The 26,153-nt window shown below is 45.9% G+C and carries 23 protein-coding genes, 2 tRNA genes and 1 rRNA gene; 11 read left to right on the plus strand and 15 right to left on the minus strand.

The genetic code is table 11. The features are described from left to right. Positions 1–57: 57 nt before the first annotated feature. Positions 58–1,668 (minus strand): malate synthase A, encoded by a 1,611-nt coding sequence (aceB, locus tag ATB78_RS24195; RefSeq protein WP_061010847.1) that lies wholly within the window; start codon positions 1,666–1,668, stop codon positions 58–60. A gap of 606 nt (positions 1,669–2,274) precedes the next feature. Further along, a complete protein-coding gene (locus ATB78_RS24200) occupies positions 2,275–3,180 on the minus strand; it encodes a hydrogen peroxide-inducible genes activator (protein WP_005440336.1) in 906 nt (301 codons plus the stop codon). Between the two features lie 200 nt (positions 3,181–3,380). Here ATB78_RS24200 and ATB78_RS24205 point away from each other — a divergent pair, with 200 nt between their 5' ends. The 6 genes from ATB78_RS24205 (at position 3,381) to ATB78_RS24230 (ending at position 8,122) form a co-directional block, all read left to right on the plus strand. Next, positions 3,381–3,989: a peroxiredoxin C gene (locus ATB78_RS24205; RefSeq protein WP_005424820.1), complete on the plus strand. Its 609-nt coding sequence runs from the start codon at positions 3,381–3,383 to the stop codon at positions 3,987–3,989. 275 nt (positions 3,990–4,264) lie between these two features. Next, on the plus strand, positions 4,265–5,008 hold the full coding sequence (locus tag ATB78_RS24210; protein WP_061010848.1) for a copper homeostasis protein CutC: 744 nt from the start codon (positions 4,265–4,267) through the stop codon (positions 5,006–5,008). A gap of 66 nt (positions 5,009–5,074) precedes the next feature. After that, entirely contained in the window at positions 5,075–5,851 is a 777-nt protein-coding gene (ppk2, locus tag ATB78_RS24215; RefSeq protein ID WP_061010849.1) for a polyphosphate kinase 2, read from the plus strand. Positions 5,852–5,860: 9 nt separating this feature from the next. Next, positions 5,861–6,793, plus strand: a complete 933-nt coding sequence (locus ATB78_RS24220; protein WP_061010850.1) for a LysR family transcriptional regulator — start codon at positions 5,861–5,863, stop codon at positions 6,791–6,793. A gap of 153 nt (positions 6,794–6,946) precedes the next feature. Then, complete coding sequence (locus tag ATB78_RS24225) at positions 6,947–7,585, plus strand: YadA C-terminal domain-containing protein (RefSeq protein ID WP_020194975.1); 639 nt, start codon at positions 6,947–6,949, stop codon at positions 7,583–7,585. Between the two features lie 57 nt (positions 7,586–7,642). Next, on the plus strand, positions 7,643–8,122 hold the full coding sequence (locus ATB78_RS24230; RefSeq protein ID WP_039841911.1) for a hypothetical protein: 480 nt from the start codon (positions 7,643–7,645) through the stop codon (positions 8,120–8,122). 2 nt (positions 8,123–8,124) lie between these two features. Here the strand turns inward: ATB78_RS24230 and phoU are convergent, their stop codons facing one another. Genes phoU through ATB78_RS24250 form a run of 4 tightly spaced genes read right to left on the minus strand, consistent with a single transcriptional unit; the run spans position 8,125 to position 13,582 of the window. Continuing rightward, entirely contained in the window at positions 8,125–8,823 is a 699-nt protein-coding gene (gene phoU, locus ATB78_RS24235; protein WP_005440349.1) for a phosphate signaling complex protein PhoU, read from the minus strand. A 32-nt stretch (positions 8,824–8,855) separates the two neighbouring features. Then, positions 8,856–9,674: a phosphate ABC transporter ATP-binding protein PstB gene (pstB, locus tag ATB78_RS24240; protein WP_005424834.1), complete on the minus strand. Its 819-nt coding sequence runs from the start codon at positions 9,672–9,674 to the stop codon at positions 8,856–8,858. A gap of 2 nt (positions 9,675–9,676) precedes the next feature. Then, the gene (gene pstA / locus ATB78_RS24245) at positions 9,677–11,350 is read right to left on the minus strand and encodes a phosphate ABC transporter permease PstA (protein WP_061010851.1); all 1,674 of its coding nucleotides are present in this window, start codon (positions 11,348–11,350) and stop codon (positions 9,677–9,679) included. Positions 11,351–11,377: 27 nt separating this feature from the next. Beyond that, positions 11,378–13,582 carry an ABC transporter permease subunit gene (locus ATB78_RS24250; RefSeq protein ID WP_050936957.1) on the minus strand — a complete coding sequence of 735 codons (2,205 nt, stop codon included), beginning with the start codon at positions 13,580–13,582 and terminating at the stop codon, positions 11,378–11,380. A 211-nt stretch (positions 13,583–13,793) separates the two neighbouring features. On the opposite strand from ATB78_RS24250, the gene ppk1 reads away from it, so the two are divergent. After that, positions 13,794–15,884, plus strand: a complete 2,091-nt coding sequence (gene ppk1 / locus ATB78_RS24255; protein WP_053053269.1) for a polyphosphate kinase 1 — start codon at positions 13,794–13,796, stop codon at positions 15,882–15,884. Beyond that, entirely contained in the window at positions 15,868–17,373 is a 1,506-nt protein-coding gene (ppx, locus tag ATB78_RS24260; RefSeq protein WP_061010852.1) for an exopolyphosphatase, read from the plus strand. Before ppk1 ends, ppx begins: the two co-directional genes overlap by 17 nt. Before the next feature lie 34 nt (positions 17,374–17,407). On the opposite strand, the gene ATB78_RS24265 is transcribed toward ppx, so the two are convergent. From ATB78_RS24265 to phoB, 3 genes are read right to left on the minus strand one after another with little or no spacing between them, the layout of a single operon-like run. Then, complete coding sequence (locus ATB78_RS24265; protein WP_061010853.1) at positions 17,408–18,373, minus strand: phosphate ABC transporter substrate-binding protein PstS family protein; 966 nt, start codon at positions 18,371–18,373, stop codon at positions 17,408–17,410. Beyond that, a complete protein-coding gene (phoR, locus tag ATB78_RS24270) occupies positions 18,373–19,671 on the minus strand; it encodes a phosphate regulon sensor histidine kinase PhoR (protein ID WP_005445279.1) in 1,299 nt (432 codons plus the stop codon). The genes ATB78_RS24265 and phoR overlap by 1 nt, the downstream gene beginning before the upstream one ends. Positions 19,672–19,711: 40 nt before the next feature. Then, complete coding sequence (gene phoB, locus ATB78_RS24275) at positions 19,712–20,401, minus strand: phosphate regulon transcriptional regulator PhoB (protein WP_005424836.1); 690 nt, start codon at positions 20,399–20,401, stop codon at positions 19,712–19,714. Between the two features lie 224 nt (positions 20,402–20,625). Between phoB and rdgC the strand changes: the two genes are divergently transcribed. The 3 genes from rdgC (at position 20,626) to ATB78_RS24290 (ending at position 23,364) form a co-directional block, all read left to right on the plus strand. After that, complete coding sequence (rdgC, locus tag ATB78_RS24280; protein WP_061010854.1) at positions 20,626–21,540, plus strand: recombination-associated protein RdgC; 915 nt, start codon at positions 20,626–20,628, stop codon at positions 21,538–21,540. Between the two features lie 166 nt (positions 21,541–21,706). After that, positions 21,707–23,107: a tRNA 5-hydroxyuridine modification protein YegQ gene (gene yegQ / locus ATB78_RS24285; RefSeq protein WP_005440369.1), complete on the plus strand. Its 1,401-nt coding sequence runs from the start codon at positions 21,707–21,709 to the stop codon at positions 23,105–23,107. Between the two features lie 2 nt (positions 23,108–23,109). Next, a complete protein-coding gene (locus ATB78_RS24290; protein WP_005445273.1) occupies positions 23,110–23,364 on the plus strand; it encodes a YfhL family 4Fe-4S dicluster ferredoxin in 255 nt (84 codons plus the stop codon). Positions 23,365–23,405: 41 nt separating this feature from the next. Here the strand turns inward: ATB78_RS24290 and ATB78_RS24295 are convergent, their stop codons facing one another. The 6 genes from ATB78_RS24295 to rrf form a co-directional block, all read right to left on the minus strand. Further along, the gene (locus ATB78_RS24295) at positions 23,406–23,714 is read right to left on the minus strand and encodes a hypothetical protein (RefSeq protein ID WP_009705551.1); all 309 of its coding nucleotides are present in this window, start codon (positions 23,712–23,714) and stop codon (positions 23,406–23,408) included. 338 nt (positions 23,715–24,052) lie between these two features. Beyond that, entirely contained in the window at positions 24,053–24,889 is an 837-nt protein-coding gene (gene mepA / locus ATB78_RS24300) for a penicillin-insensitive murein endopeptidase (RefSeq protein ID WP_061010855.1), read from the minus strand. Positions 24,890–24,901: 12 nt separating this feature from the next. Next, the gene (locus ATB78_RS24305; RefSeq protein ID WP_061010856.1) at positions 24,902–25,234 is read right to left on the minus strand and encodes a DUF1904 domain-containing protein; all 333 of its coding nucleotides are present in this window, start codon (positions 25,232–25,234) and stop codon (positions 24,902–24,904) included. 415 nt (positions 25,235–25,649) lie between these two features. Continuing rightward, positions 25,650–25,726, minus strand: a tRNA-Trp gene (locus tag ATB78_RS24310). 35 nt (positions 25,727–25,761) lie between these two features. Continuing rightward, a tRNA-Asp gene (locus ATB78_RS24315) sits at positions 25,762–25,838 on the minus strand. Positions 25,839–25,870: 32 nt separating this feature from the next. After that, a 5S ribosomal RNA gene (rrf, locus tag ATB78_RS24320) occupies positions 25,871–25,987 on the minus strand. Positions 25,988–26,153 lie beyond the last annotated feature (166 nt).

Raw genomic sequence — 26,153 nt, forward strand, 5'->3', positions numbered from 1 at the left:
GTATTAGTTAAATAAACATGTATTAGTTAGATAAATTGAGTGTTTAAAATCTTTGGGTTAATCCAAGTAGTCATAACCTGGAATGGTTAAAAAGTTGGTCAGCTCATCGCTTGTGGTGAGCCTTGCCATCAAGTCTGCTGCTTCTTCAAATCGACCTGCTTGGTAACGCTGCTCGCCAATTTCTTGCTTCACGACTTCAATCTCTTCTTTCAGGTAGAGTTCGAACAGCTCTTTAGTGACCTTCAATCCGTTGTCGAGCGACTTGCCGTGTTGAATCCATTGCCAGATAGAAGCACGGGAGATTTCTGCCGTTGCTGCGTCTTCCATCAGTCCGTAAATCGGCACACAACCGTTGCCAGAAATCCAAGCTTCGATGTATTGCAGCGCAACGCGGATGTTGTGGCGCATACCTTCTTCTGAGCGCTCACCCTCACACGGTTCAAGTAGCTCTGCGGCGGTGATTGGTGCGTCTTCTGAGCGGCTCACGTCCCATTGGTTGGTGCGCTGCCCCAGTGTGGCACTGAACACTTCCATTGCGGTGTCTGCCAACCCCGGGTGAGCAACCCAAGTACCGTCATGACCGTTGTTAGCTTCTAGCGATTTATCGTTGTGGATCTTATCCAGTACTTTTTGGTTTTCTTGTGGGTCTTTAGCCGGAATAAAGGCTGCCATGCCGCCCATCGCAAATGCGCCACGTTTATGACAAGTTCGCACCAACAATCTTGAGTAAGCGTTGAGGAATGGCTTATCCATGGTCACCACTTGGCGATCCGGAAGTACGCGATCTGGGTGGTTTTTCAGTGTTTTGATGTAGCTAAAGATGTAATCCCAGCGACCACAGTTCAAACCAACGATGTGCTCTTTCAGTGAGAACAGAATCTCATCCATTTCGAATACGGCTGGTAAGGTCTCAATCAGCACAGTCGCTTTGATGGTGCCTGTATCCAAACCAAAATACTCTTCGGTGAAATGGAACACTTCGCTCCACCACTTCGCTTCATGATGCGATTGCAGTTTTGGAATGTAGAAGTAAGGACCGCTTCCCTTTTTCAGTAGCGCTTTGTAGTTGTTGTAGAAGTACAGAGCGAAATCGAATAGCGCACCTGGAATGATCTGACCGTGCCACGTTACGTGTTTTTCTTTTAGATGGAGTCCGCGAACACGGCAGATCAACACCGCTGGGTCTTCTGCCAGCTGATAGTGTTTGCCATTGCCAGGGTTGGTGTAGCTGATAGTGCCATTAACAGCGTCGCGCAGGTTGATTTGACCATCCAGCACTTTACTCCACGCAGGGGACATCGAATCTTCGAAGTCTGCCATGAACACTTTTACATTCGCATTCAGTGCGTTAATCACCATCTTGCGATCAGTCGGTCCTGTAATCTCCACTCGGCGATCTTGCAGATCTTGCGGGATTCCAAGGATCTTCCAACTTCCTTCACGAATGTCTTGTGTCTCTGGTAGAAAGTCTGGCAATTCACCAGCGTCGATGCGTGCTTCCAGCAACTGTTCAACACGTCCGGCAAATTTTTCACACAATAGAGATAAAAAGGTTTGGGCTTCAACAGGGAAAATTGCTTGATGTTCAGGAGCAACGACTCCATTCACCTCAAGCATGCCTTGGGTTTGCTTTAGTTGTTGTGTTTTTTGTTCTGTCTGAGCAAGCATAATCATTCATCCTTAACGTGCTTTATCCATCTTGGGCAGTCAGCCTAAAGCTACATTTGTAAGTTATGAACAACAAATTACATCCTTCGATTTGGTGTTCACTTCGCTTCGTTGTGTCTATACCTTGCGCAACCTGAATTGCTTTTTCAATCTAGACATAAGTCTTACAAGCCTTTAATTAAGCTAACTCAACAAAGGTTTAAGCGAAACCCCTCAAGTAAACAAAACGTTAAATTCAAAGTTTTATTCGGTATCAAACAAGTGTTTGATTTTTGGGTTCAATTTGTAAGTTATTACGTAATTAAATTACATTAAATTTACAGGTTATTTTTGAATTCAAACAAGCGTATGAATAGTGAGGCAGGAGAAAAATCCTTGTATTCACAAGGGCTAGCAAGAGGAAATTAAACGCGACTTAAACGCGTTACACAGGCAGTTGTGTAAAATTAACATTGTGAAATTTCACTATTTTATGAAAGCTTCATGAAAGTTCATCTGTAAAATTTTACAAGTCAAAGTTCACGCGCAGAATAAAATGCTAAAAAGCGCACTATTTCTAGTGCGCTTTTTGATATTAGATCGGGAGTAGCAGGCTAATACTAATAGCTAAAGCAGTTCAGAGACGACTTCTGCCAATTGATTGAAAGTGTTTGATCGTGATGAGCTCGGACGCCAAACCAAACCAATATCGCGATACGCTTGCTGACCAGGAGGGTCGATCACCACCAAGTTCTGGTTGTGTAGCAAACCATGATCAATCGCCATTTGCGGGATAAACGTGGTGCCCAGACCATTCGCCACCATCTGCACTAAGGTATGAAGACTGGTTGCGGTGAATGGGTTGATCTTCTCTTTGTCCGTTAGCTTACATGCTGAAACCGCGTGCTCAGTAAGGCAGTGTTCTTTCTCTAATAAGAAGACGGATTCATCTGGCAAGTCTGCATAACGGATCGGCACAGGTACGGAATCCGCTTGATTGGCGCTGATCACCATGCGGAATGGGTCTTGCCCCACCACTCGGCTTTCCATTCCCTCTATTTCTACTGGCAGAGCCAGAATCAACACGTCCAACTCACCGTGGCGAAGTGCTTGCAGTAAGTTAGTCGTCGTGTCTTCTCTTAATAGAAGGTTTAATTGAGGGAAGCGGTAGTTCACCTCTTGGACAAGGTCGCACAATAAGAAAGGAGCAATGGTCGGAATACAGCCTACTTTAAGCTGCCCTTCCATATCATCGCCTTGGCATAAACGCCCCAGCTCAACAAGATCTTGCCCTTTGGCGAGAAGTTCTCGACCATGCTGCACCACCATCTCACCAGCTTGGGTGAAAACCAATGGGCTTTTTTTATCTTTCTTTTCGTAAAGCGGGCAACCAATCAACTCTTCAAGGTTTTGGATGCCTTTACTTAAGGTAGATTGACTGACAAAACAACGCTCAGCAGCATCACTAAAATGTCGAGTTTCGTGCAGAGTGACCAAATAGTGTAACTGCTTCAAGCTAGGCCATTTATTCATAATTCTATTTGTATCTATTGCTGTTCCAGTGATCGAGATAATAGTTTCGGTGTTATCGCTTTTTTCGATGAACTCAATCTATTTATTTCGCTTTTTTCAATACTACAATCTGTACTATAGTTTGTCTCGCACAAACACGGACCAAACCTAAATAACTGAATGTAGGTTTGGAGCAAACCAAAATTTTTAGGAGCAAAAAAATGGTACTAGTAGGTCGTCAAGCCCCTGACTTTACTGCAGCAGCTGTTCTAGGTAACGGTGAAATCGTTGAAAACTTCAACTTTGCAGAATTCACTAAAGGTAAGAAAGCAGTAGTATTCTTCTACCCACTAGATTTCACTTTCGTTTGCCCATCTGAGCTAATCGCATTCGACAACCGTCTAGCTGATTTCCAAGCTAAAGGTGTTGAAGTAATCGGTGTTTCTATCGATTCTCAGTTCTCTCACAACGCATGGCGTAACACTGCTATCGAAGATGGCGGTATCGGTCAAGTTAAATACCCTCTAGTTGCTGACGTTAAGCACGAAATCTGTAAAGCGTACGATGTAGAGCACCCAGAAGCAGGCGTTGCTTTCCGTGGTTCTTTCCTAATCGACGAAGACGGTCTTGTACGTCACCAAGTAGTTAACGATCTACCTCTAGGTCGTAACATCGACGAAATGCTACGCATGGTTGATGCACTAAACTTCCACCAGAAGCACGGCGAAGTATGTCCTGCACAATGGGAAGAAGGTAAAGCTGGTATGGACGCATCTCCAAAAGGTGTTGCAGCGTTCCTATCTGAGCACGCAGACGACCTAAGCAAGTAATAGACACTGCCGCCCAAGCTCAATGGGTGTGTTGGTTGGATGTATATATAAAGCAAAAAGCTATAGCGGAAAAACCGCAAACGCCAATCAGTCTAAGTAAAGTCATAAAAAAGCCCAGAGTTCGCTCTGGGCTTTCTTTTTATCTGCGCTTTGGAAAAGCAAAAGAGGCAAGCATCACGCAAAAAGTTTACCTCTATTTCCCTCAGTCTCATTGCAGATTCTCCCCTTTCGTCCTGCTAGTATTTGCTGTAATTACAATAATTCAGGACAACCTCGTGAACACTCAACTTGAAGTCTGTATTGATAACATTGAATCTCTCCACAACGCGATTGCCGGTGGTGCAACCCGCATCGAACTCTGCTCTTCACTTGCTTTGGGTGGCTTAACCCCAAGCTATGGCTTTATGCAGCAAGCCGCTAAACACTCTACTATTCCGGTTTACGCGATGATTCGCCCTCGCCAAGGTGACTTCTTCTACAGTGACGAAGAAATCGAAATTATGCGTTGGGATATTGAAGCCGCTAAACAAGCAGGCTTGAATGGTGTCGTGCTCGGCGTGCTCACTCAAGACGGCGACATTCATATGCCGTACGCAACGGCACTGTGTGAATTTGCTCAAGCGCTTGGCTTAGGCGTGACTTTCCATCGTGCCTTTGACCAGTGTCGTGACGCTGAAAAAGCTTTGGAAGAAGTGATCAGCTTAGGCTGTGAACGTATTTTGACTTCCGGCCTTGCGCCTTCTGCACCGAAAGGTATCGATGTGCTTAAAGCCTTAGTTGAGCAAGCGCAAGGACGTATTGCGATCATGGCGGGCGCCGGTGTGAATGCGAACAATGTTGGCCAGATCGTTGAGCAAGCCAAAGTCACCGAAGTGCATTTATCGGGCAAGACAACTCGCCCTAGTCACATGACCTTTATTGCCGAGCAAAGCAAAATGGGCGCTGCCGATGTGGATGACTTTTCGATTCCTGTCACCAACACCGATGCTATCGCGAACATGGTAACAGCTCTCAATTAAGCGCTTTCAAATCCCGTCTTTAGTTATTGAGTGCTAACATATTGATAACTAAGGACGGGAGGAAGCATGGCGAAACTAAAGAAAAAGGAATACGAAGAAGCACTAGAACATCTGCAAATTGAATTAGTTAAGCTCCAAGAGTGGGTCAAACACAAAGGGCTTAAAGTCGTGGTACTGTTTGAAGGACGCGACGCCGCTGGCAAAGGTGGCACCATCAAACGCATCACTGAAAAACTCACCCCTCGTGTCTGCCGTATCGCAGCCCTTCCCGCCCCAACAGAGAAAGAAAAAACACAATGGTACTTCCAGCGCTATGTGGCACACCTACCTGCTGCTGGGGAAATAGTGCTGTTTGACCGCAGTTGGTACAACCGTGCTGGCGTAGAGAAAGTCATGGGCTTTTGTACCCCAGATCAATATGAAGAGTTTCTCCGCTCTTGCCCTGAGTTTGAACGCATGCTGCAACGCTCTGGCATCATCTTAATTAAGTACTGGTTTTCGGTCTCCGATGAAGAGCAAGAAAAGCGTTTTCTAGAACGTATCAATACCCCAATCAAACGCTGGAAGTTCAGCCCGATGGATTTGGAATCACGTAATCGCTGGGCAGAATATTCAGAGGCAAAAGACAAAATGTTTGCTTACACAGACACTAAACACTGTCCTTGGTGGGTAGTGCCTTCTGATGATAAAAAGAAAGCACGTTTGAATTGTATCAGCCACTTGCTCAGCCAAGTAGAATACGAAGAGCTCGAACATCCGGTGATTGAACTGCCAGAACTGAACAAAGAAGGGTATGTTCGTGCACCTATCGACGATCAAACCTTCGTACCCGATAAATATTAGAGATGTACCATGGCGAAAGACCTGTTTCACACCCTTGACCTGAATCTGCTCAAGACCTTTATGATTTTGATGCAAGAGAAAAACATGCGCAAAGCCTCTCAGCGCTTGTTCGTCTCTCAGCCCGCCATCAGTCAAGCGCTACAAAAGCTGCGTAATCACTTCAATGACGAGCTGTTTGTGAAAGTAAAAACAGGTCTTGAACCGACACCTTTCGCCGAATCTCTCGCCAACGATATTACGCCGCACCTCGATGGTTTAGCAGCCGCAGTTAATCGCTCTCATCAGTTTGATCCTGCCGAAGTAGACAACAAAATTCGAATTGCACTGGCACCAATCACAATGACTTGCTTGCCCGGTTTCCTCTTCGAACAAATGAGAGCGTTAGCCCCCAACGCTCAACTTGAATTAGTTGGGTGGTCGAATAGCACGGTTGATGAGATCTTGAAAGGCGAAACTCTGATGGGAGTAAATTACGAGTTACTTCTAACCAATAAAGAGATCTACACGCCGAAGCTACTGGATTTAAAAGGGCGTATTTTTGTCCGAGAAGATCACCCAATCACCAAACCTCATGTTGAACCACATGATCTTGGCGGATACCCAATTGCTTCTTTGATTTCCCCTGGGTGGAACGACAAGTTCAGTTACGCGTCTGAGCTTCTTACCGAAATGGGCGTTGAACACAGCATTGGCTTTCGCTCAGAAATGGTCTCTGCAATACTTGATGTCGTCAAACACACCGACATGTATTTGCCTCACTCCAATTTACTTCCGGTTGAGCAATTTCCAGGATTAAGAGCCGTTGATGTCACGATTGATGGTCAACCACAAATGAAGTCTATTCACGCTCATATGCATGTGAGAAACCGCAATAACCCACTCGTCAGTTGGCTCGTTGGCCTTATCCAACAAGGTTTAACAATACAAGCTAACAAGCCTTAACCTGATAAGAAATTGTTATCACCAAAATAATTAGACCTGCTTAGTCATAAAAAATACTTCTCAATAAGATAGCCCTGCTTCAAAGGGAATTTAGAAAGAGCGATTGCTTACAGTAAGGATGCTGTTCCTCGTTTACTTATTGAGAGTTCAGACATGACAAATAAACTTGTAAAGCTTACTGCTGCTAGTGCCCTTCTTGCTTCTTTCAGCTCATTCGCAGGCCACATTCCAGATCGCCCAAACCCAGGCACTCCAACCAACCCAATTCAAGGGGTACCAGAGCAACCGGTTTTGCCTGAAGTTGATAACGGTGTTCCTGGTGTGCCAGATCGTCCACGCCCAGATTTATCGCCAACACCACCAATTGAAGCGGCACCTGAACATCCAACGCTTCCAGAAGTCGATAATGGCGTTCCTCATGTTCCAGACCGCCCAACGCCACAACTGCCATCAAACCCTATCGAAAATAATCCAACGGATGATCGTCTTAACCATTTAGAAGGCTTAGCAGCAGAATACGATTACCGCCTAAACCAACAAGCAGAACAAATGGATGGTATTCGCGCAAGTCTACATGCTGTCACCAACGCTCGTCCTTATGCGACTCATGGCGAACTGGCCATCGGTGCAGGTGTTGGCTTCTCAGGTAGCAAAGAAGCGGTCGCGGTTGGTGGTGCTTACGGCCTAACAGACCAAGTTAGTTTATCAGGCACCTTCCACTACGAATCATCGGGTAAGTACTCTTCCTCTGACGTTGCTGGCGGCGTTGGTGTCCAAATCAGCTTTAAGTAAGCACAAGTTCATTCAGTAAGTCCATTTGCCAAGGAAGGCATCTTTTTAGGTAGAACTATGAAACGCACCCTTTCTCTTATTGCCCTGATTATCACACCGCTTTCAGCCCAAGCTTCTGGTGTATTTATTTCTCCAGAAGTGAAAGTTGGCTCGTTTCGTGGCGCTGGTATTCAATTTGGCACCAATGATGTCGCTGGCTTTGATGCGCTCTATTTTGATTACTCTCGAGTGACCTACACTAGTGGAAACTTTGATGAAACCATCGATGCTTATCGCATTGGTTTTCAACACATGTTTGACCACCAGCCACAAATGGGTTTTCAAGCCAGCCTTGGTATAGCCAGTTATGATGGGACTTACAAAGAAGAAAGAAGAGATACGACAGGACTGAGCATCGGTGGTGCTTATGTGTATCAAGTGAATCCGATTCTCTCAGTCAGGGCAGGAGCGGATTTGGATATCTTTAAAGACGACAAAACCCACACGTTTACCGATACGGCAATTAATTTCTCTGTGGGTTTTGGTCTGCGGTTATAAGGTTATTTCAGTACGTCATCGATGCTTTGATCACCTAGGTGGCGTACATCTTTCCCTTTCACGAAGTAGATAATGTATTCACAGATGTTCTGGCAACGGTCACCTACACGTTCAATGGCACGTGCAGACCACATCACTTGCAGAATGTGTGGAATGTTTTTCGGATCTTCCATCATGTAAGTCATCAGCTGACGAATCACCGCTTCGTATTCCGCATCCAACTTATCATCAAGCTTGTGCACTTCTGCAGCGGCTTCGACATCCATGCGAGCAAACGCATCGAGCACTTGGTGTAACATTTGGATTGCTTGACGACATAAAGGCTCTAACGAGACTTGGAATTGGCGCTCTTTCGATGATGGGCTTTCAATCGCCACGTAAGCAATACGCGTTGCAACATCGCCAATGCGCTCAAGATCTGTGATGGTCTTAATGATAGCCATGATCAAGCGTAAATCTTTTGCCGTAGGCTGACGCTTGGCAATAATGCGAGTACAAGCGTCATCAATCGACACTTCCATCGCGTTGACTTTGTGATCATCACGCACAACTTTACGCGCCAGCTCGATGTCTTCTTTATGCAAGGCTTGAATAGCATACGACAACTGCTGTTCTACCAAGCCTCCCATGGTGAGTACATGGGTACGAATCGATTCTAGCTCTACGTTAAATTGTCCTGAGATGTGACGTCCAAAGTGCATGGCTTTCCTTTTAATCCTTGAAAGGTCGCGGCTTAACCGTAACGACCTGTAATGTAATCTTCGGTTTGTTTCTTCATTGGAGAGGTGAAGATCGAATCCGCATCCGAGTATTCAATCAACTTACCCATGTGAATGAACGCAGTGTGGTCACTGACGCGCGCTGCTTGTTGCATGTTATGGGTAACGATAACCACAGTATATTGAGTCTTGAGCTCGTTGATAAGCTCTTCAATAGTTAAAGTTGAGATTGGATCCAAAGCCGACGTTGGCTCATCCAATAATAGTACTTCTGGCTCAATCGCGACGGCGCGAGCAATCACTAAACGTTGTTGCTGACCGCCAGAAAGTCCAAATGCGTTTTCATGTAAACGGTCTTTTACCTCGTCCCATAATGCCGCAGAACGCAGTGAACGCTCGACCGCATCGTCCAGCATACGACTGTTCTTCACACCTTGTAAACGAAGACCGTAAACCACGTTTTCGTAAATCGACTTAGGGAATGGGTTTGGGCGCTGGAATACCATGCCTACTCGACGGCGCAACGTGGCAACATCCACACTTGGGTTGTACACATTCTTACCGTGCAAACGTACTTTCCCCGTCACCTTACAACCTTCGACTAAATCGTTCATACGGTTGATACAACGCAGCAATGTGGATTTACCACAACCTGACGGCCCGATGAATGCGGTTACGCGCCCCTTTGGAATGCGCATGGAAATGTCGTGCAGCGCCTGAGCCTGACCATAGAAAAGATTAAGGTTCTCAATCGAGATAGCCGTTTGTTCATCCGTCAGGTTGTGCACATCCAATGGCGGCTCATAACCTAATGTATTATCAAAGTTAAACATGCTTAATCTTGTCCTAAAGTTCGGTATTTCTCTCGCAGATTATTACGAATACTGATTGCTGTTAAGTTTAGTCCGACAATAACCGTCACGAGTAAGAAGGAAGTCGCGTAAACCAACGGACGCGCAGCTTCGATATTCGAGGTCTGGAATCCGACATCGTAAATGTGGAAGCCTAGGTGCATGAACTTTCTATCCAAATGCACATAAGGGAATTGCCCATCCACCGGCAAGCTCGAAGCTAATTTCACGACCCCCACCAGCATCAATGGTGCTACTTCTCCCGCAGCGCGAGCAATCGCAAGAATCAAACCAGTGATTATCGCAGGGGTTGCCATAGGCAAAACCACACGCCAAAGCGTTTCGAACTGCGTTGCGCCCAAGGCTAACGAACCATGACGAACTGAACTCGGAATACGGGTTAAACCTTCTTCTGTGGTGACAATCACCACTGGTAGTGTCAAGACCGCTAGCGTCAATGCCGACCACAACAAGCCCGGCGTGCCAAAGGTTGGAGCGGGTAATCGCTCGGCATAAAACAGGTTATCGATTGAGGCACCAATGGTATAAACAAAGAAGCCCAAACCAAATACGCCGTAAACTATAGAAGGAACACCTGCAAGGTTAATCACCGCAATACGGATCACCCGAGTTAGGGCATTGTTCTTAGCGTATTCATGCAAATAAATCGCCGCAACCACACCCAATGGCATCACGATGATCGACATGATGATAACTAAGAAAACCGTACCGAAAATCGCTGGGAAAACACCACCTTCAGAGTTCGATTCACGAGGGTCTTCGGATAAGAACTTCCAAACCTGTTTCCCCCAATGGGCAACTTTTTCAGGCAGTGACATTTGGTTTGGATACCAGTAGTCCAAAATGTCTTCTAATGGAATCGAAACTTGAGTCCCAGTCATATCTTCGACAATCAGCGCATAATCAGAGAAGCCCAAACGCAGTCCATCAAGCTGCATGTCTAGCTTGGCTAACTCAGCTTCAATTTCTGCCTTACGCTTGCTGTTGTTTGCTAAAAAGTCTTCAGTGATGGTGTCGTTAAGCTCATGCTTACGTTTGTCTAAACGAAGCTGCTCTAACTGCCATCCCAAGTCTTTTACTTGGTCATCCACCAGCATATCAATTTCGTGATGCAAGGTTTCGGCATCATCGAGTTTTTGATCCAAAAGCTTTTGAATGTTGTTTTCGTAACGCGTTTTACCATCTTGGAAGGCAACAAACTTACCGAAGAAGTAGCCACCGCTGCTGCGTTCAATCACTGCCCATTCGCCCGGCGTAGTTGGATCATCCAACTGCATTCTCAACACAGAAATAAAGTCCGCTGGGTACAATTCACGGTTGGCAATTTTGATGTTTAGGCGCGTCGCAAACTCTTCGTCATCCGCGAGTTTATTCGCCGCTTCTTCTGGTAGGTAACTTCTTGGCACAAAGCTGCGCTCGTAAACCTGACCAACCAGAATCGAATTTTCATGCAGCACTTCGCCCTGCACCGGAGTCAGCGCAGCAACATTCCATTGATAAAGTGGCGCAGGCCAGAAGTAAGTAAGCCCCTTCCAGCCAATCAATAGCAATAAACCGAGGACAGAAAGCAGACTGATGCTTACCGCTCCCCCGGTTAACCAAATCCAAGGTGCGCCAGAACGAATCCAATTTAACACGCTATTACTCGCTCTTTCGTTAACTGATTACAACGCACGATATTTATCTCTTAGTCTTTGACGAACCCATTCCGCCAAGGCGTTCACCGCAAAGGTGAAGACAAACAAAATTAATGCCGATAGGAACAACAATCGATAATGCGAACTGCCCACTTCCGATTCTGGCAATTCAACCGCAATGGTCGCCGACAAGCTACGCAAGCCTTCTAGCACGTTCCAATCCATTAATGGCGTATTACCTGTCGCCATTAATACAATCATGGTTTCGCCCACAGCACGCCCAAGTCCCATCATGATTGCCGAGAAGATCCCCGGACTGGCTGTTAACAGAACCACATAAATCAGGGTTTGCCATGGCGTCGCGCCAAGTGCTAATGAACCATCCGATAAGTGTTTCGGCACAGAGAAAATCGCATCTTCGGCAATGGTGAAAATCGTTGGAATAACCGCAAAGCCCATCGCCAAGCCAACCACCAGCGCGTTACGTTGATCAAAGCCAATGCCATGGTCAGTTAGGAACAAACGCATGTCCCCGCCAAAGAAGGCTTGTTCAAGCATTGGTGATACCCACACACCCAAACCGATCAACAGCAAAATCAAAGGCATTAAGACTAAAGCATGCCATCCGTTTGGCAGGCGATTACGTATCGGCTGTGGAATCAGCGCCCATAGACCGCCCATCACCATGGTGCTCAGAGGCAGAACGAACAACATCACCACAACGGTAATCAAATGGTCTTCCACAATCGGGGCGAACCAAAGTCCGGCAAGGAAACCGATGATAACCGTAGGCAAAGCTTCCATTAACTCGATGGATGGCTTCACCACACGGCGCATACGTGGTGACATAAAGTAAGCGGTATAAATTGCGCCCAGTACAGCCAGTGGTACCGAGAACAACATTGCAAACATTGCCGCCTTGATGGTACCAAACGCAATTGGCACTAAGCTGAATTTCGCCTCGAAGTCATCACTGGCTGAGGTAGATTGCCACACAAATTCGGGCTCTGGGTAACCTTCATACCAAACCTTTTGCCATAAGGAGGACAGAGAGACTTCTGGGTACGGGTTATCAACAAACGCGACATTTAATTCGTCGTTTTGCCATGTGATCAAGTAGCGCTCGTTATTCGACATTCCTGCCATCACTGGCGCTTGTTTGTAGGCACGTTTAAACAACACCAACTTCTCACTGGTGGTGTAATGGCTTTGCAACGTACCGTTGGTGTAAAAGCTGTAGAAACCTTTGCGGTGTGAATCGGGAAGTAAATACTTCAGCTCAGACGCCAACTTGAAGTCACGAATGTGAGTCAAAGTTCGCTGGTCGCCCTGCAACGTATCAAACCATTGCGATACACGACCATCGTTATGCGTAACAAGCAGAGAATACGCCCCAGCCAACAAATCCATCGTTCTCACAGAGTGCTTTTTATCCCCCTGAGTCAGATCGATCACTTCACGCACTGAGAACTTATTGTCACCTTTCACCAAGACAATCAGCTCTGAACCATTGCGCAAGTAAAGGTTATTGCCATCTGGCGTCAGCAACATTTGGTCTGGCGCATCAAAACCTGAAGAGAAGGTGTAATCATGGGTAACAGGTGATGCATCTAATAGTTGAGGAACTTGCCAACGCGCTTTTATTACGCCGCTTTGTGTTTGCCAAACAAGGGTTGGCGTTTGCGTAGAAGCACTAAAAACAAACTTCTTAACAGGATCGGATGCATCTGTCAGTTGCATATCCATTGAAGTGCGAAACGGCACTACTTCTGGTGGGCGAGTGTTTTCGCGCAGTGTTGCGTTAAATTCCGGTTTAAAGATGTGCGCTTTGCCTTGGTCATCAACCAAACCATACCAACCTAATCCCGGCGCAGACTGAGAAAATGCCACTGGGTTGTTGGCTATCTGCTGAGTGTACAGCGCTGGTTTGCTGGAATCATCGAGAGGAAGAAAGCGCACTTCACCGGATTGGGTTAACACCAGACCGATTTGAGAGTAATCATCAACGGAAATTGCGAGTGGCTTCCCGCTTTGGGTGGCACGAGCGGCATAATTGGTTTCGATCTCTGCATCAGAAAACAGAGGAATGATCACCATTGCAAGGTAAACGAAGATCAACACAAGAGCAGCAAGAACGCCTACACCACCGGATGTCACTGCAAATCGAACCAAACGATCTTTGATCAATCGTTTTTTATCTTTTTCCTGCAATGAAAACTCGGCTTGTGCCATTGATCTCTCTACCCTTTTTGACTTAGTACTAGAATATGTCGTTAAGATGACAATTATATTACAGATCACATTAAACAACTGAAAAGAATACAACTCTTATGCAGACCGTGTTATGAAATAAATCTGTAACGTAAACCTCATAATGTTCAGGCTCATCTTTTTTATCCCACAGATGAGTGCGGATTTACTTCATTTTAGGCTAGGTAAGGTTATGAGCGCAGAAAAACTCTATATAGAAAAAGAACTTAGTTGGTTGTCTTTTAACGAGAGAGTATTACAAGAAGCCGCTGATAAAACCGTCCCCCTAATCGAACGTATTCGCTTTCTGGGGATCTTTTCCAATAACTTAGATGAGTTCTACAAGGTTCGCTTTGCAGACGTAAAACGTCGGATCTTGATCAGCCAAGAACGAGGTGGAAGCGATAACTCTAAGCACTTGTTAACTAAGATGCAAACCAAAGCATTGAGGCTGAACGAACAATTTGACGAACTGTACGGTGACTTGATCCGAGAAATGGCGCGACGCCGCATTTTCTTGGTTAATGAAAATCAACTGGACGACACGCAAAAACGCTGGATCACCAAGTACTTTCGCAAAGAAGTCATGCCACACATCACTCCGCTGTTGATTAAAGATGACATCGATGTGTTGCAGTTTCTAAAAGACGAATACGCCTACATTACCGTCGATCTGCGCAAAGACGATCATTCCCAATACGCTTTACTCGAAATCCCAACTGACCACCTACCCCGCTTCGTTATGGTTCCGGAGCAAAAAGGCAAACGTCGCAAGACCATCATTCTGCTCGACAACATCATCCGTTACTGTTTGGATGAGCTGTTTAAAGGCTTCTTCGATTATGATGAGCTAAATGGCTACGCGATGAAAATGACCCGCGATGCCGAATACGATTTACGCCTAGAAATCGAATACAGCTTGCTCGAACAGATGTCTGAAGGAGTGAACCAACGCTTAACCGCTATGCCAGTGCGCTTTGTTTACGAGCGTGAAATGCCGCAAGAGATGCTCGATTTCTTGTGTAGCAAACTGCAAATCTCCAACTACGACAGTTTGATTCCCGGTGGTCGTTACCACAACTTTAAAGACTTCATTGGCTTCCCAAATGTTGGTCGTGAGTACCTAGAAAACAAACCCATGCCACCGATGAAGTGTGCCGACTTCGAAGGCTATGCCAACAGTTTCGATGCGATCAAAGCCAAAGACATTTTGCTTTACTACCCTTATCACACCTTTGATCACATCTCTGAACTGGTTCGCCAAGCTTCCTTCGATCCTAAAGTATTGGCAATTAAAATTAATATCTACCGCGTTGCCAAAGATTCGCGCTTGATGAACTCACTGATCGATGCAGTGCACAATGGCAAAAGCGTAACAGTGGTGGTGGAGCTGCAAGCCCGATTCGATGAAGAAGCCAATATCGAGTGGTCAAAGGTTCTCACCGATGCAGGCGTGCACGTTATCTTTGGTGCGCCGGGTCTAAAAATTCACTCAAAACTGCTCCTGATCAGCCGCCGCGAAGAAGGTGAAATCGTGCGTTACGCGCATATCGGTACAGGTAACTTCCACGAGAAAACCGCACGCATCTACACCGACTTCGCACTGCTAACTGCAGATCAAGAAATTACCAATGAAGTTCGTAACGTCTTTGGCTATATCGAGAACCCATATCGTCCAGTCAGGTTTAACCACCTCATCGTTTCACCACGCAATTCGCGTAAACAACTCTACCGTTTAATTGATGGGGAGATTGCCAACGCAAAAGCCGGCAAGAAAGCAGCACTGACGATCAAAGTGAATAACTTAGTCGACAAAGGCATCGTCAATAAACTCTATGGGGCAAGCAATGCTGGGGTGAAAATTAATATGATCATCCGCGGTATGTGTTCACTCGTCCCGGGTATTGAAGGCGTGAGCGAGAACATTCGCATCATCAGTATTGTTGACCGTTTCCTCGAACACCCTCGTGTCGTGATCACCCATAATGATGGCGACCCGCAGGTTTATATTTCATCAGCGGACTGGATGACGCGAAATATCGATCATCGTATAGAAGTTGCCGCTCCGGTTCGTGATCCACGTTTGAAACAGCGAATTATTGATATAACTAACATTCACTTTACCGATACAGTAAAGGCTCGTTTGATAGATAAAGAGATGAGCAACAGCTACGTAGCGCGAGGTAATCGTAAAAAAGTTCGCTCACAAGTTGCCATCTACGACTATCTTAAAAATATAGAGAAGCAAACAAGAAAACAAAAAGCAGATGCCTCAAATACTTGAACAAGATGTACGCCATATTGCAGCCATTGACCTTGGGTCGAACAGCTTCCATATGGTGGTGGCGAAAGTTGTTGGAAGTGACCTGCAATTAGTCAGCCGCCATAAACAGCGAGTGCGCTTAGCTGCCGGACTCGACTCAGAGCTCAATCTTAGCCATGCTGCAATGGAGCGAGGTCTTGAGTGCCTCGCAATGTTCGCCGAACGCTTGCAAGGCTTTGAAGCTTCAAACGTAAGAATTGCAGCCACCCACACTTTAAGGCGCGCTAACAATGCCCACCTTTTTATAAAAAGAGCCAAAGAGGTGCTGCCTTTCCCAATTGAAATCATCCCGGGTGAAGAGGAAGCTCGCCTCATCTACCTCGGCGTCGCGCACACTCAAGCGGAGTCTAACTCCAAACTGGTCGTCGATATCGGCGGCGGCAGTACCGAGATGATCATTGGTCAAGAGTTTGAGCCAGAGCTTCTCAACAGTAAGCAAATGGGCTGTGTGAGTTTTACCGAACAGTTCTTCAATAATGGCAAACTGTCGCGCAAGAACTTCAGCAAAGCGATTCTCGCCGCAGAGCAGCGCATGGAATCCATTGCTGCAAAATACCGTAAGAAAGGCTGGGATATTGCTCTCGGCTCTTCAGGTACTATTAAAGCGATTCGCGAAGTCTTGATAGGTTTAGGTCATGAAGATGGGCTGATCACCAATAAGCGTTTGGGTAAGCTCATCGATACATTGTGCGAATTTGAGTCCATTGATGATATTGAACTAGTTGGTCTGACCGACGAGCGTAAGCCAGTCTTTGCCGCTGGTGTGGCCATTTTGTCTGCCATCTTTCAATCACTAAAAATCAACCAGATGTTCTTCTCGGATGGTGCATTACGCGAAGGTCTGCTCTACGAGATGGAAGAACGCTTCGCTCGTTCTGATATTCGTATGCGCACCACAGAAAACCTAGCAAAACAACATCGCGTTGATATCGAACACGCAGCACGTGTAAAAGGTCATGCAAGAGAGATGCTGTGCAATGTTCGTTCTGAACTTGGAATCAAGAAGAAGAGTGAGTTGTTTGATTTACTTGAATGGGCGGCTTTACTGCATGAAGTCGGCTTGAGCATCAGTCTGCGCGGTTTCCATCGTCACTCATTCTACATTCTGCTGCACTCCAACTTACCCGGCTTTAACCGCGAACAACAATTGGTATTGGCGACTTTAGCTCGCTTCCAACGTAAATCCCTCAAGTTGAATGAGTTCCCAGAGTTCAACCTCTACAAAGAGAGTGACATCATCAACTTAATTAAGATTCTGCGTCTAGCGATTGTGGTCAACGGTCAACGCAATGATGACCCGCTACCCGAGCTGACATTATCGATAGAAGAAGATAAGTGGGTACTTACCTGCGTAGAAGAAGATTGGTTGGAGAATAACAAACTGCTCGATGCCGATTTGCAGGAAGAGCAGCAACGCTGGGAAAGCGCAGGATGGGCATTGAACTTCTAACCACGAACTCAATGAGATAAAGAAAAAGGTCGGCTTATAAACCGACCTTTTTTAATTCCTCTGCAGCGAAATCGGCAGTAATCGGAACATAACCGTCTTTCGCAACCAGCGCTTGCCCTTGGGCAGAGAACATAAAGCGAATGAACTCAGCTTCTATTGGGCTTAGCGGATAATCCGGATGTTTATTCACGTATACATAGAGGTAGCGCGATAGTGGATACTTACCTGAGATAATATTTTCACGCACAGGGCTAACGTAATCGGAGCCTGTTTTCGCAATAGGAACTAAACGAACCCCCGCCACGCGATAACCTACGCCTGAATAACCTACACCACTGATCGTTGATGCCACAGACTGTACCACTGACGCCGAGCCCGGTTGCTCGTTCACACGAGTTTTAAAATCGCCGCCACACAACGCATTACTTTTAAAATAACCGTAGGTACCCGATACTGAGTTACGACCAAATAGCTGCAAATTACGTTTCGCCCACTCAGCTTTGATGCCTAGCTCACGCCAGTTGGTGATGAACTCACTTTCGCCGCAGCGTAAAGTCGCTGAGAACATCGCATCCAACTGATGGAAATTGAGCCCTTTGATTGGGTTATCTTGATGCACAAAGATGCCAATCGCATCAATCGCAACACGAAGAGCCGTTGGCTTGTAACCATGCACCCGCTCAAACGCTTCGATCTCACGCATACGCATTGAGCGACTCATTGGACCGAATTGCGCAGTTTGCTCCGTTAACGCCGGCGGCGCAGTCGATGAGCCAGACGCTTGTACTTGAGCATTAATGTTTGGGTAGATAGATTTAAACTCTTCCACCCAAAGCGTGGTCATGCCCGCTAACGTATCCGAGCCGACAGACAATAAATTGCCCGCAATACCCGTTGTCTTTTGATAATTCGGCAGCGGTTTATCTTGTGCAACAGCCACGCTGGAAAGCACTAACGTAGCTAGAGTGATTTGCTTGATAGCTTTGGATACGACACTCATTACTTCACCACCAAGCGACTTGGTAAGATGAAGGAGAACTTACTGCCGACACCAACTTCACTGTAAATTTCAAGATGGGAGTCATGGTGGCTCAACGCGTGCTTAACGATGGCTAAACCTAGGCCACTGCCACCGGTATCGCGTGAGCGAGCTTTATCAACGCGATAGAAACGCTCGGTCAATCGGTGTAAGTGTTGCGGCTCAATACCATCACCGCTGTCTTCAACCTCTAGACAAGCACCTTGTGCAGTTTGATACCAACGAACGTTAATGTGTGCACCGGGTGGTGTGTATTTCACTGCGTTGTACACCAAGTTAGAGATCGCACTACGTAGTTGGTCATCATCACCGAGCACACGCAGGCTAGAATCAACGTCGAACTTCAACTGATGCTGATCATCACCACTTAGGCTTACCGCTTCCTTCTCTAGCACTTCTAACATGCTAGGGACATTGACCACATCTTCCAACTCATGCATTGGCGCCGCTTCAATCTTAGACAGCGTCAGAAGCTGATTCACCAAACTGTTCATGCGGTTGAGCTGCTCTGTCATCACCCCATGCGCTTTCGTCCACATAGGACCAACAATCATGTCTGGGTCTTCCGTCATCTCAAGATAGCCTTGCAGTACCGTCATCGGTGTACGAAGCTCATGGGATACGTTAGCGAAGAAGTTACGACGCATACCTTCAAGTTGTTTAAGTTGGCTCACATCACGCACCACCATCAGGTGTTCGCCTTCAGTGTATGGCACGATACGCAATTCCAACATACGTTCGACGTTGAGCGGCGAGCGCATTTCTAGCGGCTCAGAGAAATCTTGCTTGTTGATGTACTTGATAAAATCAGGAGTACGGATGAGATTAGAAATAGGCTGTCCAGAATCTTCTGGCCAGTGGAATCCTAAAAGGTGCTGAGCAAGCTTGTTACACCACACAATATTGCCTTCAGCACGAAAAACCACTACCGCATCCGGTAGCGATTCAGCACCATTACGGAAACGGCGAATTAAATTGGTGAGCTCTTTACGTTTTCGACGCTGACGTTGTTGTAAGCGGTATAAACCGTTAAACAAAGATTCCCAGTTACCACTACCTGATGGTGGGGTCAGACGCTTTTCATCCCATAACCAAGCCGATAAGCGAACCTGATTATGCAGATGCCAGACAAGCTGCAAAGCCGTGGCCGCCAGAAGCAACCACGGCATATAACCGAATATCCATCCTATGATCACCCAAGGGGTGTAAAAAAAAGCCAGCTCCCAGGCCAGCTTTTTCCAAGTTAATCTTTCAACCACTCATTACTCCAGAAATGGTATTGATAAGCTGCTAGCGATATTATGCCTTCGTCGAGAAACGGTATCCTGCGCCACGAACGGTTTGGATAAGTTTGTCGTGACCTGCCGCTTCAAGTGCTTTACGCAAGCGACGAATGTGTACGTCAACGGTACGGTCTTCTACATACACGTTGGTACCCCAAACATTGTTTAGCAGTTGTTCACGACTGTAAACACGCTCTTGGTGCGTCATGAAGAAGTGCAACATTTTGAACTCTGTTGGCCCCATATCAACCGCTTCATCATTTGCGGTTACGCGGTGAGAAACAGGGTCCAACTTCAGACCTTGTACATCAATCACATCTTCAAGCGCAGTCGGTGTTACGCGACGAATAACGGCTTTAAGGCGAGCAACCAACTCTTTTGGTGAGAAAGGTTTGGTGATGTAGTCATCCGCACCAACTTCTAAGCCACGAACCTTGTCTTCTTCTTCACCACGAGCTGTCAGCATTACAACGGGAATGTTGCGAGTTAACTCTTCACGCTTCATGTGTTTGATGAAGTTAATACCACTGCCACCTGGTAGCATCCAGTCTAGTAGCACTAAATCCGGGAAGGGTTCAGCCAGCTTGGTTACCGCAGAGTCGTAATCTTCTGCTTCTACTGCTTGATAACCTTTCTGTTCAAGCACGAAGCATAGCATTTCGCGAATCGGAGCTTCGTCTTCAACAACCAGAATCCTTCTAGACATAATTGAATAACCTTATGTTAGTTGAGCTAATGAATTTAAAGGACAAAGCGCCCCTCTATGCATAAGCATTATTACTACCAATTATGACACTTTTGTGACCTTTGAAAACAAATTTTCATATAACTTTCTTTTGAGATTCATCATGATCTTTTTCAATTCAATTAGGACAACGCTGGGAAAATTCCCTATGATTAGTCCCTTGTCATCAAGCCTAGAGAAGATTTATGTGGTTTAAAAACTGTCTGGTATACCGCGTTAACCGCGAGGTTAACTTCAACGCCGATCAACTGGAAACTCAACTAGCCGAGTTCCGATTCACCCCTTGTGGCAGCCAAGATAAACAAAAGTTTGGCTGGGTTAGCGCGATGGGTAGAAATGGCGACATGATGACGCACGTTTCTGAAAACCGCATTCTGATTTGCGCTAAGAAAGAAGAGAAAATGCTGCCTGCTTCAGTGATCAAAGATTCACTAAACGCAAAAGTAGAAGCAATGGAAGCACAGGAAGGTCGTCCTCTTAAAAAGAAAGAGAAAGACAACCTGAAAGATGACATCGTAATGGACCTACTGCCACGGGCGTTTAGCCGCAGCAGCCACACTTACGTACTGATCATGCCAAAAGAAGGCTTCATCCTTGTTGATGCAAGCAGCTACAAAAAAGCAGAAGACGTATTAGCGCTATTGCGTAAAACAATGGGTAGCCTACCTGTTGTACCTGCAATCCCTGAAGTTGCGATCGAAACGACTCTGACTGAATGGGTGAAAACCGGTGAAACGCCACAAGGCATTTCTATGATGGACGAAGCTGAGCTTAAGTCTGTGCTAGAAGAAGGCGGCGTGATTCGTTGTAAGAAGCAAGAGCTTACAACCGATGAAATCCGCAACCACATCGCTGCAGACAAAGTTGTGACTAAGCTAGCACTAAACTGGCAAGATCGTATCGAATTCATCATGGCAGAAGATTCTGGCATCAAACGTCTAAAGTTCTCTGATGAACTAAAAGATCAAAACGATGACATCCCACGCGAAGATCAGGCTGCTCGCTTCGACGCAGACTTCTCTCTAATGTGTGGCGAATTCAGCGCTTTCCTACCAAATCTATACGAAGCATTGGGCGGTCTGCCAAACCCTAACGCTTAATTTCGTACAAAGATTAATCATAACGCCCTCACTTTTTTTGAGGGCGTTTGTTTATCTAAACCATAATTCTCCTAGTCACAGGTCACATTTTGACGTAAAATTTGCGCCCCATTTCCATGAGGTGGAATTGGCCTGACTTGTGATCAGATACTAAGAGAATTGAGCAATGACAACAGAGAAAGCATTCGTACCCGAGCTACTGTCTCCTGCAGGTAGCCTTAAAAACATGCGTTACGCATTCGCCTACGGCGCAGATGCAGTATACGCTGGCCAACCTCGCTACAGCCTTCGCGTACGTAACAACGAGTTCAACCACGAAAACCTACAAATCGGTATCAACGAAGCGCATGCCCTAGGCAAAAAGCTTTACGTGGTATGTAACATCCAACCGCACAACTCTAAGCTTAAAACTTTCATCCGTGACCTTAAGCCAGTGGTAGAAATGGGCCCAGACGCACTTATCATGTCTGATCCAGGTCTTATCATGATGGTTCGCGAAGCGTTCCCAGAAATGCCAATTCACCTGTCTGTACAGGCGAACGCAGTAAACTGGGCAACTGTGAAGTTCTGGGCTGCTAACGGTGTTGAGCGTGTGATCGTTTCTCGTGAGCTTTCTCTAGAAGAAATCGAAGAAATTCGCGAGCACTGTCCTGAAACTGAACTAGAAGTTTTCGTTCACGGTGCTCTATGCATGGCTTACTCTGGTCGCTGCCTACTGTCTGGTTACATCAACAAACGTGACCCTAACCAAGGCACTTGCACTAACGCATGCCGTTGGGAATACAAAGTAGAAGAAGGCAAAGAAAACGACGCTGGCCAAATTGTTGAAGCATTCGATCCAAACGAAGCTCAAGCAATCGAAGTCGCTGACGAACGCCCTGAAACGACTATCGGTCGCGGCAAACCAACTGACGAAGTGGTATTGCTTTCTGAAAGTCACCGTCCAGAAGAAAAAATGGCGGCTTTCGAAGACGAGCACGGCACTTACATCATGAACTCGAAAGACCTGCGTGCAATCCAACACGTAGAGCGTCTAACTAAGATGGGTGTTCACTCTCTTAAAATTGAAGGCCGTACTAAGTCTTTCTACTACTGTGCGCGTACGGCTCAGGTTTACCGTAAGGCGATTGATGACGCAGTTGCTGGTCGTCCATTTGATGAAAGCCTAATGGGTACGCTAGAAAGCCTAGCTCACCGTGGTTACACAGAAGGCTTCCTACGTCGTCACACTCACGACAGCTACCAAAACTACGATTACGGCTACTCTGTATCTGATGCTCAGCAGTTCGTTGGTGAATTCACTGGCAAACGTCGTGGTGACATGGCTGAAGTTGAAGTGAAGAACAAGTTCATCGTTGGTGACAGCCTTGAACTAATGACGCCAAAAGGCAACGTAATCTTCACGCTAGAAGCGATGGAAAACCGTAAGTCAGAATCAATTGAAGACGCAAAAGGTAACGGTCACTTCGTATTTATCCCAGTTCCAGAAGATATGGATCTAGAATACGGTCTGTTAATGCGTAACTTAAATGCTGGTCAGGATACACGTAACCCAACTGGTAAGTAATCATGGCACTACTTATTACCGATAAGTGCATCAACTGTGACATGTGTGACCCAGAGTGCCCTAACGGTGCAATTACTATGGGTGACAGCATTTTCGAGATTGACCCTGCTCTATGTACAGAGTGTAAAGGTCACTACGAAAAACCAACATGTCAGTCGGTGTGCCCAATAACGAAGTGCATTATTACCGACCCAAATCATGTCGAAACTGAAGAGCAATTGCTAGAGAAGTTTGTGATTATTCAAGGGTTAGCGTAATCGAAAGAGGTTCAACTTTGCCGACAAAGTTGAACCTTTTTTTAACCCGATTTTTCGATAGGATAGATATTACAAAACAGCTCTTTCTCGAAGTGATACTCTAGCCTCTCACGCCAATTTTCAGCTTGCGAGACAGGGATCAGATAAAAGTTCTCCCTACTTGTATCAGTAACGAAAGCCATTCCATACTGCATCAGCTCGTAATGCACGTCATTAACAAAGCCTGGGTCAAGGCGTTGGCGCCCAGTCAGGTGATTAACATCCTCTCGAGTCAAAAAGACTCCTTTAGTATCACTGCTAAATCTGTGTCTTAACCACTCTGCAAACTCTTTTGCACAAATCATAGTCATGGTTTTATCCTTGATTAACTCTCGATGGGGAAAAGCCTCCTTACCCATCTCAATACACTTGTCTGCGTTGTCGTTTGTCCTTCACCAACCAACAGACATATTGTTAAGAAATCAGAGAATCGCGACGAAAAGATCTTTCTTAATATTGAATTGCTACCACACTTAAAAACCATGCAACTCTTTGTTTATATGAGATTTCTATAATATGTCACAAAAACCCAAAAGGTCAGTTTTTGTACTGGTATTATTCACTGTAGACAAAAGTATGATCTTTCTCCAGTTTCATAATAGAGATCAAGAGAAAGCATCTTTGGTATTTCGTTGGTAGGACTTGCCACCTATTTCTGCGTAATAAGCGGCTGACATTGTGCAGGCAGTATCTTTTTCTTCTTAGGTTTAGGCGTCACCTTCGTTTTTTTTGTCACAGGAGGAGGCGTTGCTTTCGGCTTCCAACTTGCTAACTCTGCTCCACAGCCATCTCCTGCAGGTGGCGGCGCTTGGTTAACACAATTAGAGCTCGACTCAGGGCAAGTTAATCTTACGTGGAAGTGGTAATGATGCCCCCACCAAGGGCGAACCTTACGTAACCAATTTCGGTCTTTCTCACCTTCTTGCTTACACAACTGCTCTTTAATCACTGGATGAACAAAGATACGAGCAACATCCTGACTCTTCGCTGCACTTCGAATCAGTTCAAAGTGCCTATCTTCCCAACGGTGCTCTAGAATCTTATATTTTTTAAGATCGACGACACTCATGGGTTTTGGAAGTTGAAGCTCATTATAAGAAAGCGGTTCATCAGCCAAGCGCAGCCAAATATCAATATCTAAGCCTGTTTGATGACTAGAGTGGCCCGAAGAAAAACGTCCACCGCGAGCTAAGGATAAGTCCCCAATAAGTAACGTTGTGTTGAGATCTTGATTGGCTTTTTTCGCTAACTCTTCAACAAAGCTTATCGTGTGAGGGTGCCCATAGTAACGCTTCGTTTTACTGCGTAAAACCTGATAACCAATACCATCAAGCGGGAGAGGAGAAGCACCATCTAAACAGCCATTCGCATAACTGCCGATAGAGGAGGATGTGTTACTTGTGGGACCAGAGACCTGCTCCCACGGAGTAGCATAAAGAGAAGCTGAGAATAGAAAACTTAAACAAAAAGAAAGACTCAGCTTCATCACGCTCATTCCTTAATAGTGGTCACCATTATCATAGTAGCCTTTAGGAGAGAGTGCAGAGAAAATTACCGCAACATCGATATCTTCACCGACAATACAACGAACTTGCTCAGTAATCGCTTTAGCTACTTTATTCTGAGTCTCTTGCCCACGGTCAAACCACAACACCTCAACAAAAGGGTAAGCAGCACTTACTTCACCTTCGCTAAAAAATGTACTGTAGATGTATTCGAAAGTGAAATCTTCACGAGGACAATCCATTAATGGTTGCAGTTCATCGGTAAGAGGTTTTGATAGCGCTTGAACCGTTTGAGGCTCAACAGCTCTAAATCGAAGATGTGGCATAGACTTGCTTCCTAATTATTAGAATTCAGCGCCGATAATAACAGGAACTCGCTCTCTTATCACGCTGAGAGCTTGCAGGCATGCATAAGCCTAAATACCTTAAGGCACACAACTGTTGCTAGGTTACTTGAGAAGAGATGACTTATAGGCCTACGGAGCAGCCTGCACTTTAAATACCGTCTCTCAGAGATAAATTTGAAAAGGCCGCAGAAACGAAAAAGCCCCAGCATTGCTGCCGGGACGCGTAGTCTGAGGTTTAATATATGACAGGGGTGGACCTGACTATCCAGAGGTTCGACTGAGCTGGCACCCCAGATCCCAACACGCGCTGTTTTGAGTATCAGGGGATCCGTTGCTTTGATCTTGAGATACAAATACGAAAAAGGCTCTAGTCTTTCGACTAGAGCCTTGAATATGGCAGGGGTGGAGAGATTCGAACTCCCAACACGCGGATTTGGAATCCGCTGCTCTGCCAATTGGAGCTACACCCCTGTTGTTCGTGTTTAATGAGACGACTCTCGAATAAGTGGCGGAGCGGACGGGACTCGAACCCGCGACCCCCGGCGTGACAGGCCGGTATTCTAACCAACTGAACTACCGCTCCGCACTGGTTAGACATTTAAGTCTAAATTTAAAGCCTGGCGATGTCCTACTCTCACATGGGGAAGCCCCACACTACCATCGGCGCTAATTCGTTTCACTTCTGAGTTCGGAATGGAAGTCAGGTGGGTCCAAATCGCTATGGTCGCCAAGCAAATTCTTTAATCTGGAAAACTGATGTTAAGTTCTATTTACACATTCAATGCTCTTGCATTGAGTCCATCAAAACCCCTTGGGTGTTGTATGGTTAAGCCTCACGGGCAATTAGTACAGGTTAGCTCAACGCCTCACAACGCTTACACACCCTGCCTATCAACGT

Origin of the sequence: Vibrio sp. CUB2 (assembly GCF_001557945.1) — a bacterium.
In the GTDB taxonomy this organism is placed as follows: domain Bacteria; phylum Pseudomonadota; class Gammaproteobacteria; order Enterobacterales; family Vibrionaceae; genus Vibrio; species Vibrio owensii.

What these genes read in the sequence shown, in the direction of transcription:
- ATB78_RS24220 (WP_061010850.1), top strand. Translation starts at nt 5,861, where the DNA reads ATGGCGAAAGACCTGTTTCACACCCTTGACCTGAATCTGCTCAAGACC.
- ATB78_RS24230 (WP_039841911.1), top strand. Translation starts at nt 7,643, where the DNA reads ATGAAACGCACCCTTTCTCTTATTGCCCTGATTATCACACCGCTTTCA.
- ppx (WP_061010852.1), top strand. Translation starts at nt 15,868, where the DNA reads ATGCCTCAAATACTTGAACAAGATGTACGCCATATTGCAGCCATTGAC.
- ATB78_RS24205 (WP_005424820.1), top strand. Translation starts at nt 3,381, where the DNA reads ATGGTACTAGTAGGTCGTCAAGCCCCTGACTTTACTGCAGCAGCTGTT.
- ATB78_RS24305 (WP_061010856.1), bottom strand. Translation starts at nt 25,234, where the DNA reads ATGCCACATCTTCGATTTAGAGCTGTTGAGCCTCAAACGGTTCAAGCG.
- ATB78_RS24295 (WP_009705551.1), bottom strand. Translation starts at nt 23,714, where the DNA reads ATGACTATGATTTGTGCAAAAGAGTTTGCAGAGTGGTTAAGACACAGA.
- mepA (WP_061010855.1), bottom strand. Translation starts at nt 24,889, where the DNA reads ATGAAGCTGAGTCTTTCTTTTTGTTTAAGTTTTCTATTCTCAGCTTCT.
- ATB78_RS24200 (WP_005440336.1), bottom strand. Translation starts at nt 3,180, where the DNA reads ATGAATAAATGGCCTAGCTTGAAGCAGTTACACTATTTGGTCACTCTG.
- phoU (WP_005440349.1), bottom strand. Translation starts at nt 8,823, where the DNA reads ATGCACTTTGGACGTCACATCTCAGGACAATTTAACGTAGAGCTAGAA.
- ATB78_RS24265 (WP_061010853.1), bottom strand. Translation starts at nt 18,373, where the DNA reads ATGAGTGTCGTATCCAAAGCTATCAAGCAAATCACTCTAGCTACGTTA.
- ppk1 (WP_053053269.1), top strand. Translation starts at nt 13,794, where the DNA reads ATGAGCGCAGAAAAACTCTATATAGAAAAAGAACTTAGTTGGTTGTCT.
- ATB78_RS24290 (WP_005445273.1), top strand. Translation starts at nt 23,110, where the DNA reads ATGGCACTACTTATTACCGATAAGTGCATCAACTGTGACATGTGTGAC.
- aceB (WP_061010847.1), bottom strand. Translation starts at nt 1,668, where the DNA reads ATGCTTGCTCAGACAGAACAAAAAACACAACAACTAAAGCAAACCCAA.
- pstB (WP_005424834.1), bottom strand. Translation starts at nt 9,674, where the DNA reads ATGTTTAACTTTGATAATACATTAGGTTATGAGCCGCCATTGGATGTG.
- ATB78_RS24225 (WP_020194975.1), top strand. Translation starts at nt 6,947, where the DNA reads ATGACAAATAAACTTGTAAAGCTTACTGCTGCTAGTGCCCTTCTTGCT.
- ATB78_RS24250 (WP_050936957.1), bottom strand. Translation starts at nt 13,582, where the DNA reads ATGGCACAAGCCGAGTTTTCATTGCAGGAAAAAGATAAAAAACGATTG.
- rdgC (WP_061010854.1), top strand. Translation starts at nt 20,626, where the DNA reads ATGTGGTTTAAAAACTGTCTGGTATACCGCGTTAACCGCGAGGTTAAC.
- ppk2 (WP_061010849.1), top strand. Translation starts at nt 5,075, where the DNA reads ATGGCGAAACTAAAGAAAAAGGAATACGAAGAAGCACTAGAACATCTG.
- phoB (WP_005424836.1), bottom strand. Translation starts at nt 20,401, where the DNA reads ATGTCTAGAAGGATTCTGGTTGTTGAAGACGAAGCTCCGATTCGCGAA.
- yegQ (WP_005440369.1), top strand. Translation starts at nt 21,707, where the DNA reads ATGACAACAGAGAAAGCATTCGTACCCGAGCTACTGTCTCCTGCAGGT.